This window comes from Maribacter huludaoensis (assembly GCF_029350945.1).
Taxonomy (GTDB): domain Bacteria; phylum Bacteroidota; class Bacteroidia; order Flavobacteriales; family Flavobacteriaceae; genus Maribacter; species Maribacter huludaoensis.
The window spans coordinates 363,024-377,670 of the sequence record NZ_JARKMS010000003.1; the positions used below are offsets into that span (position 1 = coordinate 363,024).

The window sequence follows — 14,647 nt, forward strand, 5'->3', positions numbered from 1 at the left end:
TTACTTTTTTTATTCTAAATCTTTTAAAACCTTAATGGTGCTTTCGTAACCAATTTTGAAGATCGTATCTATATTGCGCATATCAAAAGTTGCGAACTCACAAAGTTCATTTGGTGATATTACAAATTTACAAGTAGGGAATTTTGCAAGAGATTCTGCGGCTGATTTTATTTTGTATGCTCTTTCAAGAACATTGTATGAATGTTTGAGGTCATTGATGGCTACAGGTTTAAGAGCGTTTACATAGCTACCAATTATAGTTTCACAAGAGCTTAATAGAGGTTCTACAGGGAAATTGTTCAGTACACCGCCATCTATATAATAAGACCCTTCTATATCAATTGGAGAGAAAACACCGGGAAAAGTTGCCGAGGCTAGAATGGGTTTGATCAATTCTCCTTTTTCAAATATGACTAATTCGCCCTTTATAATGTCGGTAGCAGTAATAAACAATGGTTTTGGTAAGGCACCAAAATCATCATTTGGAAAAAACTTTTTAAACTCGTCATAAAACTTTTCGGTATCTAAAAATCCGGGTTTTCTTCTTGCGAACCTATTGGTGTGAAAAATTGGAATTGCCTTGAAAAAGTCTAAAATTTCTTGCCATTGAATACCACCAGCGTATAGCGCACCAACTATGGCACCTGCACTGGTACCTGAAATATGGGTCGGAAAAATATCATATTCTTCCAAGGCTTTTATGGTGCCAATATGGGCTACACCTCTAATACCACCTCCAGATAACACTAATCCTGTATTCATGACCATTTATTTAATTAGGTTAAAATTCAATTTTCTGCCACTATTTCAAATTTTATCAATCCGCCATCAATTTCAGCCTTCTGTAAATATCCACGTTCATAGTAGTACACATTTTCATGTTTTTTGGCGTTGATCTTTTTATAGACATGATTGCCTAAAGGTACAATGGTGTTAAAGCTACCATCTTGTTCAGAATAGCAACTATCAATACCTATAGGTTCTTTAAAATATAAAACTATGGTCGCATAATGTATAGCATTTTCTATAACCGATTCTTTCTTTTTGTTTTTAGTAATTAGGTAGGTTTTATCTGCACGGTTGGTGATGATATCGGCATAGGGTTTATCATCTACCCCAATGATTACGCTAGCCTTTTTTAATAGGTTATCCTCAAATACAACATCATATTTATAATCTACTTCAATTTCCTTGATCACCCTTGTTTTAATTGCCGTAATACTTTGATAATGAATTTTTGTACCATTAACAACTTTGGTAGCTTTTAGGGTGCCAATGGCTTTGTCTTTATTGATAATGGTAAAGTTTAGGGTATTCTTACTGGTATTAACAGTATTTGGGGTTGCACTTAGCAGAGTCATAGCAAAAATGAAAATACCAAGTAGTTGATTTGTTGACGACATTAGCTAATTATTGTTTTGAGGATGAATAATGTAATGAAGTAGTAAATCTAACAAAACGTGTTCTTGTAAAAACTAACCGTTGTCATATTTCACTACTATTCATAAACAGAAAAGGCCTACCCATTATGGGTAAGCCCTTTACAAATTCAATTTTAATTTAATTATTCCATATCAATAATACCTACCACTTCATAGGCTCTAGAACCGTCCAGTTGTATTTTTTCATAAAGTATGTTAGCATATTCATAGTATGTTAAACCGTCAATAGTAACTTTTTCATACCCATCTGGTAATTCATAAACTACGGTGCCAATTTCTGGTTCAACCACCTCATATCCAGAATTTGCTTCAATATAAAAAGTGCCCCCTACATTAAAATAAAGTCGATTATTAAATCTTACTCTTGCTGAATTAGCAGGTAAAGTGTTGATTCTAAATCCTACTTTTGGTGCAATAGCAATATATCTACCTCTAGAAGCCGTATAATATTTATTATTGGCATAGTAATAATTTTGACCATTGTGTCTAACCACGGTTTTATTAGGAACCGATCTCACCGAAACCACCTTTTTCGTTGGTGTTCTGTATACTACTTTCTTACTGGAAACCCTTCCAGGTGTTTTAGTTACAGTCCTGGTAGTGGTAGTTTTTGTTGTTGTTCTTTTACGTGTTTGGGCATTGCTAGGTAAAGCAAAAGCAATTAATAACAAACCAAGTATTGCATATGTTTTAGTATTTGTTTTCATCTGTTTTAGTTTTAAAAGTTAAACTTTACTTTATCGTTCCATACTTTGACAAGTAATATGGCAAGTGGTTTAAATGAAACAGATGAAAAAACTGTACTAATAGATGATTTAGGGAATTTGATCTACGAATGAGTAAATTGTATAGAAGTTTTAAGGTTGAGTTTTGGTGGTACTTTACGTTATTGGTTTAGCGTTTAAGATTTGGCATTGTTCTGTTGGTTTTTCAATACTTTTCTAATAGACTCACTATCCCAATGAATATCATATTCAACAATGCCTCTTTTAAAATCCTCCTCCAATAATCGCTCTTGCTCTTCAAGTTCTTTTCTAACCTTAAAAAGGTAATCATCATCGCCTTTAGGTTCCATTGCAAGCCTTCTTAAACTAGATTCATCATACTTAATGAAATTCTGGACCTGTCTAATTAAGGTGTATTTTCTAAAACCTAGTTTACTTAAGACATCTTTTGCCAATGCTAAAGAGGTATCCAATGATTCTCGGTAAATATTCTCAAAGCCCAAATTCAGCAATTCATATGCATCATTTCTATTCTGGGCACGTATCATTAATTCTACATGAGGATATTTTTCTTTTACAAGTTTGGTAATTTCTTGTGTTATGGGAGGATTATCTATGGCGCATATCAATATTTTAGCCTTTGCAATACCTGCAGCTTCAAGAAGATCAATTCTAGTGGCATCACCATAATATACTTCAAAACCCATTTTGCGGAGTACATCTACCCTATTGGAGTCTTGATCTAGTATAGTAGCTTCAATACCATGAGAGCGTAAAAATCTACCGACCGTACTTCCAAAATGACCAAAACCTACCAAAATAACATTTTGTGATTTCGCAATATGATCCATAGGTCTTTTGATGGACTCCTTAGTTCCAATTTTTGGTAAGATGAAACGTTCGTTTATGATACTGATAATGGGAGTAATGGACATGGTCAGTGCCGTGATTACCAACATTATATCCATCTGTTCCTGATCTAGGATATTTAATTGAAATGCGAAGGATAACAATACGAAAGCAAATTCCCCAATTTGGGCCAAGCTAAATGTTAACAACAAGTTTTGGTCCAGTTTTAGGTTAAATACCTTTCCCGTAATAAAAAGTATCAATGCCTTTATCAAAACTATTGCCAATAATATACCGCCAATGGTCAACGGAATTTTGGCAATGACCACAAAATTGATGGACGCACCTACGGCTATAAAGAACAAACCTAAAAGAAGGTTTTTAAAAGGTTCAAGGTTACTTTCAAGTTCATGTTTGTACTCACTACTAGAAAGTACCACTCCGCCTAAAAAGGCACCTAAAGCAGGTGATAGACCAACATACTCCATTAAGAATGAAATACTGAATACGATTAACAAAGCAGAGGCAAACAGCAGTTCCCTAACTCCCGTTTTAGCAACTCTTCTTAACATGGGAACAATTAAATATTGACCCGCACCTATGATCAACACTACAGATAGAATAATGGCCAATGTTTGGTAGCCCATGGGCAAACCATCTAAAAGATTACCGGTAGATTCATGACTATCTGCAGCTGCTTCAACCTCGGTATTGGAAAGCAAAGGAATTGCTCCCAACATAAAGATCACGATGATATCTTGAAATAATAATATGGAAAATGCCGAATTACCAAAGGTAGTTTCCATAAGGCCTTTTTCATCAATAGTTTGCATGGCTATAGCCGTTGAAGATAAAGCTACCGCCATAGATATCACCAAGGCAACCTTCCAATCAAAATCAATTAGTATAAAAAAGAGATAAGAGAGCAGCATGGTCCCGGCAACTTGTAAACCACCCATACCAGCAATGGATTTACGCATATTCCAGAAGTTCTTTGGTTCAATTTCAAGCCCAATCAAGAAAAGCATGACCACTACCCCAAATTCAGCAAAATGAAGGATGTCTTCTCCCTCTTCACCTATAAATCCTAAAACATACGGACCTATTAAAACTCCGGCGATCAGATAGCCTAAAACGGAGCTCAAGCCTAGTCTTTTAGCTATTGAAACACAGATGATCGCTCCCAATAAAAATACAATGGCATCAAAAAGAAGGCTTCCGGTCATAATTGGTTTGGTTTATTTAGCGCTCTTGATACAACTGAACTTTACGTACTAAGCACCGTCTTTTCATTTTGTAGGCTATCTATCAAAGAACTGTATTGCGAACCGTATTCGCTAAGCTGTTCATCAGTTAATCTATAGGTACCCATAACGGTAAATGGTTGTCTATAATTCATCAGACAAAGGTTGGCGGTCTGTTCAAAAGGTCTTAAAAACTCGGTAATGGTATAGCTGTTGCTACCTTGTGAGCAATACAATTCTTTACTTCCACCGGTAGTAATAGCGTTTAGACATATTTTTGAAGTTAGGGCCTTGCCCTTTGGTCCGTACGCCCAATTAAATTCCAACACCATATCTATCCATTGCTTTAATAAAGGCGGACAACTGTACCAGTACATTGGATGATGCCAAACGATTACATCATGTTCTTCCAATAATTTTTTTTCATAGGAAACATCAATATGAAAATCTGGATACTCTTCATACAAATCGTGAAAGGTTACACCCTCTTTATTTCTGATATAATTGACCAAAATGGTATTTGCCCTAGATTTCTCAAACTTTGGGTGAGCAAATAAAACAAGTACTTTTTTCATGTTATATCAATTAAGAATAATGACCTATGGTTTAGTAAGCCAATTACTTCGTAATTAGATTAAAGGAGATTTTAATACCCTCTATGATCATACCCGTACCAATAATGGCTATGATAAGACCCATTATTTTTCCAATTACCGAAATAACGTTAAAGCCAACTAATTTTACTATTAAATTACTAAGTCTGAACGTGAAATAAGTTAGAAGGCTCATAAAACCGAATACGGCAATAACTATGGCAATATGTACCGGTTGTGCACTGGACACAAAGTTCATTGCGGTAACAATAGTTCCCGGACCGGCCAAAATTGGAATGGCAAGTGGAGACACGGCAATATTCTCATCAATATTTACGTGTTTTATATTTTTTACGTTAGATTGTTTTGATTGAAGCATCTCAAAACCAATATAGAAAATTAGAATTCCGCCCGTGATCTTAAACGCCGGAATACTAATATTGAAAAGTTCAAAAATATACTTTCCTAAAAGCACAAAGACCAGTACAATAATAAATGCAATTAGGTTTGCTCTTTTATTGATATCCTCTTTAGTTTTATTATCGGCACCTTGGGTTAACGATAAAAAAACGGTCATGTTAGAAATTGGGTTTGTAATGGCAAAGAAACCAGTAAAAACGGCAATTGAAAATGTAATTAAGTCATCCATTATTATGAGCAAAAATTAATCGTGCAAGAACTTCAATTCCATTTTAAATTCCTAAATAATTTTGAAACTTTTGGGAATTATTGAAAAATAAGAAAAGATGAGACCATTTTAAAATTAATCTCATTTTTAAACTGGAATACTTTAAGGGTACAGGTTTTAAATTACTTGCCAATTTCAAACAAAATAAACTGATTGAGTTGACTGCCGTAAAGATTGAAGTTGTTATCGGCAACCACAATTAAAGACCTTTTACCATTTTCAAAATTTGGTCCAAACGTAATACCTTCAATATTGTCTACAATACCGTTTGTTAACTCATTTCTAATAGTATCAAAATTATACAAAAGCTTTTTGGTTGCCTTTGTGTAGTTTCTGTCTTTTAAACTTACAAAATTGCTTACGTCCGTTGCATTACTGGCATCTACATCATAAATTTTAACCGTGTTACCACCATCTTTGTACCCCATAGCGTAAGAACGTTCCAAAACTAAAAACTTATTGGTATCATATTCCAAAATTTCTACAACACCATTCAATTCAAAAGAATGCCCATTTTTAGCTTGCCTGGCCACATTATCTAATTCGTACACTATTTCTTTTTCAAAACTACCGGTTTCTTTATTGATAAAAGCAATCCTTACTGGCGAATCAGTCTCGTCTACCGTTGGTTCATCGCCATCTTGTTTTAGTGGTAATTCCATTGCTGCCCAATATCCTTTTTGGAAATGATTTAAGGTTATACTTTCAAAAACACCATTATGACGAGGACCAAACTTTGGGTCAGCGAGAATTAAAAAGCGGTCTCTGATTTCAATTTCTTTAACGAATTTTCCTTTTGAATCTGAAATACGTACAAATGGGTTTACTCCATTATTGATATTACCTTCACTTGTCCAAATGAACGAGCCGTTATCATATCTTAAAGATTCTGGATCAATACTTCCTTTAGAAAAACCTAGACCATTTGTATCCTTAAGGATTGTGACCGATTTCATGAAGATGGAATCAAAACCATTTAAGTCGAACGAAATCTCAGCCTGATAAAATCTTGGAGATTCAGTATCATCACTGATCAAATAATAACTGCCATTTGCATAATCAATACTGGATAAGCCACCAACTTTAGTGCTGTTAAGAGCTGACTCTGCCGGCAGAACATACTCATCTACAAAACGTAAGTTTATAGTGGTTTCGGCTTCTTCGCTATCCTTTTTACTACCGCAAGACGTTATTATTAAAGCTGTGCATGCAAATAGCAATTTTACTACAATCCTCATTTTATTGGTTTTAATAGCGAAATTTTATTGGCACCGCCAAAGGGTATAATACCCCGAGGCTTGCCTCCAATTTAAAAGTTTATTTCCGTTGAATGTCTCATGGGGTTATCCTGAGGTGTTTTACTCTTGCAAAATTATTCAAAATAAAAAGGTTGTATCAAATTAAAAGAACAAAAAAGTCCTAAACCAATGTATTTGTTATAGAAAGTAAATTTTTAATTTTCTGAGTGTTGTATGCATCTGCGTGTGCTGTGGCATATGAACCTTTATCATTATCAAAATACTCATCTGATTTTGCTAAATCTGTCATACTTAAATTGTATAGAATGTCAACGCCTTTTTCTGCTGGTGACCAATGCTGTCCATAAGCTTCTTTAGCCATTTTGGTATTTAATAAGGAACCTGGATTTACTGCTACTACCGTAATTGATGGTTCTTGTTCCGCTAAATAAAAACTCCACATTGTCAATGCCAGTTTACTTTGTGCGTAAGCTTCGTTGGCGCCCAAGCCTGTTTTGCCTTCTAATGCTTGTAGATTTATAGTTGATTGCGCGGCAGAACTTAAATTCACAATTCTTGGTGCGTTTGATGCTTTTAAATTTGCTAAGATGCCATTAGTTAATACATAAGGTGCAAAGTAATTTACCACAAACCGTATATCTGTAGTCCCACTACTACCGTTTGTCATTAAAACGCCTGCATTGTTGACTAAAACATCAATTACTGGCATTTTTTCTGCAACTTCTACAGCCATTTTTTTAACTGCACTTAAGTCTGAAAAGTCCGCTAAAAAGCCAATAACATTTTCATTATTAGATTGTTGTTTTATTTCTTTTAAAGTAGCGTTTAATTTAGCATCACTCCTACCGTGAATGGCAACAAAGTGCCCTTCTTTAGCCAAACGCAAGGCTAGTAATTTACCTATACCGTCTGTACTTCCTGTTATTAAAATATGTTTCATTGTATTTTTTATGTTGATGAAAACTGGCAATATAACTATTGCCAGTTTTATAATTTTATTTTTGTCTAATATAATAAACTACGCTTGCTGTAATTAAAATGGTGCAACGATATCTTTAGGACCATCTGGCAAACTCCAACGTTGACGAGCCGTAACACTTTCCAAGGCAACATCTTTAATAGAGTCACTGCTACTACTCCCGTAACTGCTAGTACTACCACGTGGTATTTGCATACGGTCACCATATAACCAAACTACTAAATTACTACGTTGTCCGCTTGTAATTGGATGTGTTGCGTGTGGCACATTACCTCGATGGATTATGGCTTTACCCGGCTCAAAAATAGCTTGTACCGTTTTTCCTGAAGCTTTATCATAAAAATCGACTTCAGATCCTGTAAACTTTTCATCCGGTAAGTTAATGTTGATATTCAAGGTAGCCGCAGAAGCATCGGTATGTGCGTGCAAATCCTTGTCTTTGTCTGGATTGTACTGGATTGAAAATCCAAAAGTCTGATTGTCATAACCATAGGTTCCCAATAACAAACGTGCTATCGGACGCATAAACCGGTCCATCATATCATTATAAAAAGCCTGAAAATTAGGTGCTGCCAAATGCCCTTCAGAACGAGGGTCTAGCATCATTCCATATCGGTTTAGCTGTATGCCATAAGGCGCACGTTTTGGTATTCTTGAGTTTGCCACAGCTTCTAAATAGTTGCGAAAATCCGCTAAGCGATCTACATCAAAAAACTGTGCTACATAAACACCAGGTATAACTTCTTCCCATAAATCGGCAACAGCAGATTCTTTTTCCGGGTTTTCCCAAGCCTCTTTAATAGCTTTACGTAAACGTGGGTCTAGCAAAGTTTCGTCAGGAACTAGTAAATCGTCTTTGTTTTCTATTTCCCATTCTGCCCAAGCAGCTTCTAACAATTTACGGTTTTCATTCCAAAATTGTGCAACTGATGGATCGCGTCTTAAGGATAATTCTCTTGATGGTACTTCTAAAGCACGAGCTTCTGCAAGTGCATTTGTATGTTCTATTGTTTTCATAATTATATGTTTTAAGTATAGCTACTGCTATTGTGTTTTTTATCTATAACAAAATTACGCACAACCGGCTGTTCTGCTTTGGTAGTTAAAATGGTGGTTTTAGTAAAAAACAAGGTTTTGCTATGTTTTAAATGAAAAATGCCTCTAAAAAGAGGCATTTAACACTAGTAATCAACCATAAGGATACATTGCAAATCCTTATTTGTTTTTAGTTCTCAACTACTATTTTACCAATAGCTTTTCCGCTTTGTAAATGTGCGTAAGCATCACCAACTTCTTCTAACGAGAACTTGTTTTCATCTACTATTGGCGTTAAATGTCCTTCATTAGAAATTTCAGCCAAACGCTCTAAAATAGTACCGTGTGCATCTCTTTTAAAATTATGCAACATTGGTATTAGCATAAATACCACGTGTAATGATGCTCCTTTAAAATGCAACGGAGTTAAGTCTAACTCACACAACGAAACCGTAGTAGAAATATGTCCGTTTAAGGCAACAGCTTCAATAGAATTGGTCAGGTTTGCACCACCAACGGTATCAAAAACCACATCAAAACCACCATCGGTATATTTTGCAGTATAATCGGCTACTTTTTCAGTTTTAAAATCGATAAAGGTTGCGCCAAATTTTTCAACAATAGCTTTTTGATTATCCCCAGTACCTGTAGCAAAAACTTCTGCTCCAAAATACTTTGCCAATTGTACCGCTAAATGACCTACACCACCGGAACCACCGTGTACCAATACTTTCTGACCTTCTTTTACGCCTGCTCTTGTTAAACCTTCGTAAGCTGTAATAGCTACTAATGGTAAAGCTGCAGTTTCGCGCATTGTTAAGCCTTTTGGTTTGTGCGCTACAAGGTTGCTATCCGCTACAATATATTCCGTTAAGGTTCCTGGTAAATCGGCTAAACCGCCAGCGCAACCGTACACTTCATCGCCTACTTTAAAACCTTCTACGCCATCTCCAATCGACTCTACAGTTCCTGAGAAATCCATACCTAATAAGGCTGGTGTAGCTGGCGATAATGGTAAATCGGTTCCCATATTCTTAATCATAGTGTCAATCGTATTTACACTAGATGCCGCTATTTTTACCAATACGTGATTTGCCTTTACCGCTGGTTTTTCAATTTCTGATACTTCGAAATTTCCGTTTTCTCCGTAGTTGTTTATAAGCATTGCTTTCATATCTAATCTTCTTTTATTTTTCGTTAATCTGTTTATCTGTGAAAATATCTCTAGCCTTAGACAGAGACTTTATTCGCTATTCGCTGTGCGCAACACGCTCTAAGCTAACTGCGATATGCGATTGGCGTAAAGCTTGTAGCGCAAGGCGCTCGGCGCCCTTAATTTACTTCTTGAATATCCATCACCATTTGTTCCCAATTCTTTTGGTTGTTATGGTCAAACTGAGCGCCATTCTCATCGGCGTAGGTGAATCTTTTTATGGCTGGTGTTCTGCTTGTAGCCTGAAACAATTGGTAGGCTTCTTCTTTTAAAGCCTCTTTAATTGGCAAGTCTATGGATGCATAAACTGCACGTTTGCTAGCTGCAATAGAGTCTGCCGGAAATTTAGAAATGCGCTCTGCCAAAGCATCTACATAAGGTCCTATTTCGTCTGCGTCTAAAGCTTTGTTTATTGTTCCGAACTTTTCAGCTTCGTCTGCATCCCAATCTTTTGCACCCAAAATAATTTCAAGTGCTTTTCCAAGTCCTGTTTGTCTTGCCATACGTGAAGCGCCACCACCACAAGGTAAAATGCCCATACCTACTTCCATTTGCATAAATTTGGCTTTTCCTCTAGCTGCGAAACGCATATCCAGTGCCAACGCCATTTCGTGTCCGCCACCACGTGCAAAACCTTCAATTTTAGCAATAGTTGCTTGTGGCACGTTGCTCAATCTTTCTAAAATTGCTTGTAAGTCTAATAACTGTACTTCGTTTCTTGGTACCGCTTCCATAGACATATCTCTAAGTAAGTTGGTATCATAATGACATACCCAATAATCTGGATTTGAAGATTCAAAAACAACTACTTTTACGCTTCTATCGCGCTCTAATCGTAAACAAAGACTGCTTAAATCTGCAAGCATTTCTTGCCCTTGTACGTTTACAGGACCAAAGTTGATAGTCACTGTTAAAATTCCTCCTTTTTGTTCTGCCGTAAATGTTTGAAAATTCTTGTATTCCATAATATTGAGTTTTTGGTAAATATTTTTCTGTTAGTATTACAGTACAAAGTTACCTAGGCACTCAAGCTTTGGATAAGTAAAAAACAAAGGGCTTTTAGTAAAAAAAGAGGTTAATGGTAATTTATTGGGAAATACTTGCCTTATAAGCACCAATAGTCATCCCCTTATAACTTTGGAAAGTCTTGTTAAGGTGACTGGAATCTGTAAAGCCTAATTCCATTGCAATTTCTGAGAACTGCAGATCTGTATATTTTAATCGGGTTTCTACCAGTTTTAATTTGTAGTTAAGAATGTACTTTTTAAGCGAAACATCAGTATGTTTATTAAAAATATTCACTGATGTAATTGTCCGCCATATGAAACTCTTCTGCCAAGTTTTTGGTGGTCAGCAGTTCTGGATTGTAAATATTGGCGTGAATAAAGTTGATGATTTGCTGAATTTTAGAAGACTCCACAATTTTGGCACTCATATCAGCATTTAAAAACTGAATGTTACGGGCAATAAGGTGAAGAATTACAGAAAGTGAATTTTGAATGATAAACAGGTCGTATGATTTCTTCTTATCATTTTCTGCCGCCACCATTTTTATCAATGAAAGTAAATGTATTTTGTCCGATTCGGTTTCAAAACGCATTTCTCGTAATTGATGACTTTCACTGTTTAGAATACCTTCAATTTTACGAAACCAATCGTTCACTGGAAGATTTGCATTTTGTGGCGCATCCCCCCTAAAAAAGCTTTTTAAGAATTTAATGGCAATGGTAGTAGTTGCCGATTCCGGATTTACGATATAAATATCATCTGGTACAAAAACAAAAATGCTGTTAGCCGAATAGTTTACCGTTTTCCCATTAATCTTAATGGTGCCATTACCCTTTTCAAAATACACGATCTCAAAAAACCTGATGGTAGTGTACTTACAAAACTCAAAAAAGGTTTGGTCTTTGTATTCTTGAATTACAATATTTTCAATTATGGTACGTGGCATAGGGCTTAAAAGTACTATATAATTTTTGCTTCGGTTTCAAGCGCTAAAAATTTATGGATGTCACTAACTACAATAGACCCCTCTCCTACTGCCGAAGCTACACGTTTAACCGACCCGGAACGCACATCTCCAACAGCAAAAAGTCCGGGTAAACTGGTTTCAAAAGTGTAAGGCTTTCTATGTTTAAAAACTGATTCGCCATTTAAAGCATTATCGCAAATAGTGAGCCCTGTATGTACAAAGCCTTTAGCATCTGTGTCTATAATATTGTCTAACCACTCCGTACACGGTTTTGCGCCAACAAATGTAAATAGGTAATTAATGTTGTTTTGGACTAAAGTATCGCTTTGCTTGATTTCTACCTTTTCCAAATACGTATCACCGTCAACCTTAACGACATTACTACCCGTTAAAACTTCAATATTATCACATGCGAAAATTCGCTGCACTAGATAGTCGCTCATTTTTGCGCCAATATCCTCGTTTCTGATGATTACATATACTTTATGCGCATGGCTTGCTAAAAACAATGCCGCCTGACCTGCGGAGTTGCCACCGCCCACAATACCTATTTCGCTGTTTTTACACATATTGGCGTGCATTGAAGTGGCGCTGTAGTACACACCGGAACCTTCAAATTTTTCAATACCTTCTAAAGGCAGTCTTCTATACGCCGCACCTGTTGCAGCAATGACCGTTTTAGCCTTTAATATAGATGTGTTGTTAGAATTAACTTCGTAATAACCATCTTTGCGCGCTATGCCCTCTACCCTATGCGGCACGGATATGGTACAACCAAATTTTTGTGCCTGTATATAGCCATTATTGGCAAGGTCACGTCCTGAAATTCCGGTAGGAAACCCTAGGTAGTTCTCAATTTTAGAACTTTTACCGGCTTGTCCGCCAGGTGAATTACTATCTATGGTCAACACTTTTAAGCCTTCTGAAGCGGCATACACACTAGCAGCCAAGCCAGCGGGACCAGCACCTACCACCAGAACATCATAAATATCATCATCCAATTGTAATCTAACACCGGTACACGTACCAATTTCATCTATGGATGGACGAACGGAAATTTCATTCTGACTATTGATCAAAACAGGCAGGTCAGATTCTTTTAAATTGAAAGTTTCCAATAACTGCACCAATCCGTCTTCCTTATCTGAATCAATGAAATTGTACCAAATATCATTCTTATCCATGAAATCACGGATAGCGTAGGTTTCATTGGAGTGTTCAGAACCAATGAGCTTAATACCCTGAACATTGTTTTTTAGCGCATCTTCACGCAATAAAAATGCATTCAGAAGTACATCGCTAATATCACTGAATTTGGCAATGGCACTTTTTAGATTTTCTGGACTTATTCTTATTAGCTGGCTATTTGCCAAGGTTTCACCGCAAACCCCAACGGCTCTGTGCGAAAGAATACTACTTGAACCTGAGAATTGATGCCTGGTATGAATGGCAATATTTTCATCTTTTTTATCAGGGTCTATAATTCTGATTCCGCCAGTAAGCACCACAAAAAAATCATAATGCCGGTCTCCAAAATCCAAAACGACCGTTGGCTCTTTATAGAACTCTATTTTACCGTACTTCTTAAGCTTTTCTACCTGAACATTAGTTAATTCAGGAAATTTTGGGTCGATCATAATTGGTTTGGTTTAATAGGTTACAAAAGCATTATCAAGATAACACCAAAACCATTTTTCATTAGGTTCTGCCGAATTTATAACCGGGTGCTTAGTTGCATGAAAATGGGCCGTAGCATGTTTATTTTTAGAATCGTCACAACAAAGTGTTACACCACATTCTTGACATGTGCGCAAATGTACCCAGCCATCGCCAAGTTTAATACATTCCTCACAAACACGCTCAGTAGCAGTTTTGATTTCGGAAATTGCTTTTATGTGGTCGCAAGATTTTTGCTGCATAATTTAAATCTAAACCTTTGTTTAAATACTTTTAGCTTAAACTGGCACGTAACATCCAAGCCATTTCTTCATGTTCTTGTAACAGTCCAGTTAAAAAATCGGCAGTACCAACGTCACCAAAATCTTCTTCTATTGTAGGGATGATTTTTCTCATTTCTACAATAATGGTATCATGGTCGGCTAACAAGACTTTCATATAATTACTGCTAGAATTGTCTCCTTTTATTTCTTCCGATAAATGTGTTAACTGCAAAAATTGTTTTAAAGTTCCAGGGGCATAATGACCTATTTTTCTAATACGTTCTGCAACACCGTCAATATATTCCTTAATTGCATTATAATGCTCTTCAAAAAACACATGTTTGGTGTGAAAATCAATACCCTCCAAATTCCAATGTGCTCTTAATGTTTTGGTATACAACACATATTCATCAGCCAATATGGTGGATAAATGCTCTGCAACCTTTGATCTGTTTTCCTCGGTAATTCCAATATTTGTTTTCATTTCTTTAAATTTTATGCTCTACATTTCATTAAACTGATATTTATAAATTTAAAGAAAGAACTTTAATAAAACCACTAATTACCAAGTAGTTAATAGCTTATTTGAAATTATATTTGACCCTTTTAACATTTAAATCTTGTTAAATGCAAATCTGTTATGACTAAGGGTTAAGAATTTTTCAAGAAAACTATTTTTTGATTAAGTGTTTGAGTCTGTACATT

The 14,647-nt window shown here is 35.9% G+C and carries 16 protein-coding genes; all 16 read right to left on the bottom strand.

The annotated features are described in order from the left end of the window. Positions 1-9 precede the first annotated feature (9 nt). Entirely contained in the window at positions 10-762 is a 753-nt protein-coding gene (locus PXC01_RS11605) for a patatin-like phospholipase family protein (protein ID WP_276472464.1), read from the bottom strand. 26 nt (positions 763-788) lie between these two features. Next, entirely contained in the window at positions 789-1,361 is a 573-nt protein-coding gene (locus tag PXC01_RS11610; RefSeq protein WP_276472465.1) for a DUF6134 family protein, read from the bottom strand. A 203-nt stretch (positions 1,362-1,564) separates the two neighbouring features. Continuing rightward, entirely contained in the window at positions 1,565-2,149 is a 585-nt protein-coding gene (locus PXC01_RS11615) for a DUF6515 family protein (protein ID WP_074673925.1), read from the bottom strand. Positions 2,150-2,343: 194 nt separating this feature from the next. Then, the gene (locus tag PXC01_RS11620) at positions 2,344-4,242 is read right to left on the bottom strand and encodes a monovalent cation:proton antiporter-2 (CPA2) family protein (protein WP_071342264.1); all 1,899 of its coding nucleotides are present in this window, start codon (positions 4,240-4,242) and stop codon (positions 2,344-2,346) included. A 41-nt stretch (positions 4,243-4,283) separates the two neighbouring features. Further along, the gene (locus tag PXC01_RS11625) at positions 4,284-4,835 is read right to left on the bottom strand and encodes an NAD(P)H-dependent oxidoreductase (protein WP_058102780.1); all 552 of its coding nucleotides are present in this window, start codon (positions 4,833-4,835) and stop codon (positions 4,284-4,286) included. Between the two features lie 43 nt (positions 4,836-4,878). Continuing rightward, positions 4,879-5,502, bottom strand: a complete 624-nt coding sequence (locus PXC01_RS11630; RefSeq protein WP_058102779.1) for a MarC family protein — start codon at positions 5,500-5,502, stop codon at positions 4,879-4,881. A 161-nt stretch (positions 5,503-5,663) separates the two neighbouring features. Further along, positions 5,664-6,779: an esterase-like activity of phytase family protein gene (locus PXC01_RS11635; protein ID WP_276472466.1), complete on the bottom strand. Its 1,116-nt coding sequence runs from the start codon at positions 6,777-6,779 to the stop codon at positions 5,664-5,666. Positions 6,780-6,960: 181 nt separating this feature from the next. Then, positions 6,961-7,740 (bottom strand): SDR family NAD(P)-dependent oxidoreductase, encoded by a 780-nt coding sequence (locus PXC01_RS11640; protein WP_276472467.1) that lies wholly within the window; start codon positions 7,738-7,740, stop codon positions 6,961-6,963. Positions 7,741-7,833: 93 nt separating this feature from the next. Then, entirely contained in the window at positions 7,834-8,796 is a 963-nt protein-coding gene (locus PXC01_RS11645) for a 2OG-Fe(II) oxygenase (protein ID WP_276472468.1), read from the bottom strand. A gap of 208 nt (positions 8,797-9,004) precedes the next feature. Further along, positions 9,005-9,988 (bottom strand): zinc-dependent alcohol dehydrogenase family protein, encoded by a 984-nt coding sequence (locus tag PXC01_RS11650; protein WP_276472469.1) that lies wholly within the window; start codon positions 9,986-9,988, stop codon positions 9,005-9,007. Positions 9,989-10,146: 158 nt separating this feature from the next. Beyond that, positions 10,147-10,992 carry an enoyl-CoA hydratase/isomerase family protein gene (locus tag PXC01_RS11655; RefSeq protein ID WP_276472470.1) on the bottom strand — a complete coding sequence of 282 codons (846 nt, stop codon included), beginning with the start codon at positions 10,990-10,992 and terminating at the stop codon, positions 10,147-10,149. Positions 10,993-11,113: 121 nt separating this feature from the next. After that, the gene (locus tag PXC01_RS11660) at positions 11,114-11,329 is read right to left on the bottom strand and encodes a helix-turn-helix domain-containing protein (RefSeq protein ID WP_276472471.1); all 216 of its coding nucleotides are present in this window, start codon (positions 11,327-11,329) and stop codon (positions 11,114-11,116) included. Then, positions 11,316-11,981, bottom strand: a complete 666-nt coding sequence (locus PXC01_RS11665) for an AraC family ligand binding domain-containing protein (RefSeq protein ID WP_276472472.1) — start codon at positions 11,979-11,981, stop codon at positions 11,316-11,318. Before PXC01_RS11665 ends, PXC01_RS11660 begins: the two co-directional genes overlap by 14 nt. A gap of 14 nt (positions 11,982-11,995) precedes the next feature. After that, positions 11,996-13,639, bottom strand: a complete 1,644-nt coding sequence (locus tag PXC01_RS11670) for an FAD-dependent oxidoreductase (RefSeq protein ID WP_276472473.1) — start codon at positions 13,637-13,639, stop codon at positions 11,996-11,998. Between the two features lie 12 nt (positions 13,640-13,651). Next, positions 13,652-13,921 (bottom strand): UBP-type zinc finger domain-containing protein, encoded by a 270-nt coding sequence (locus tag PXC01_RS11675; protein WP_276472474.1) that lies wholly within the window; start codon positions 13,919-13,921, stop codon positions 13,652-13,654. A 31-nt stretch (positions 13,922-13,952) separates the two neighbouring features. Beyond that, positions 13,953-14,426, bottom strand: a complete 474-nt coding sequence (locus tag PXC01_RS11680; protein WP_276472475.1) for a Dps family protein — start codon at positions 14,424-14,426, stop codon at positions 13,953-13,955. Positions 14,427-14,647: the final 221 nt, after the last annotated feature.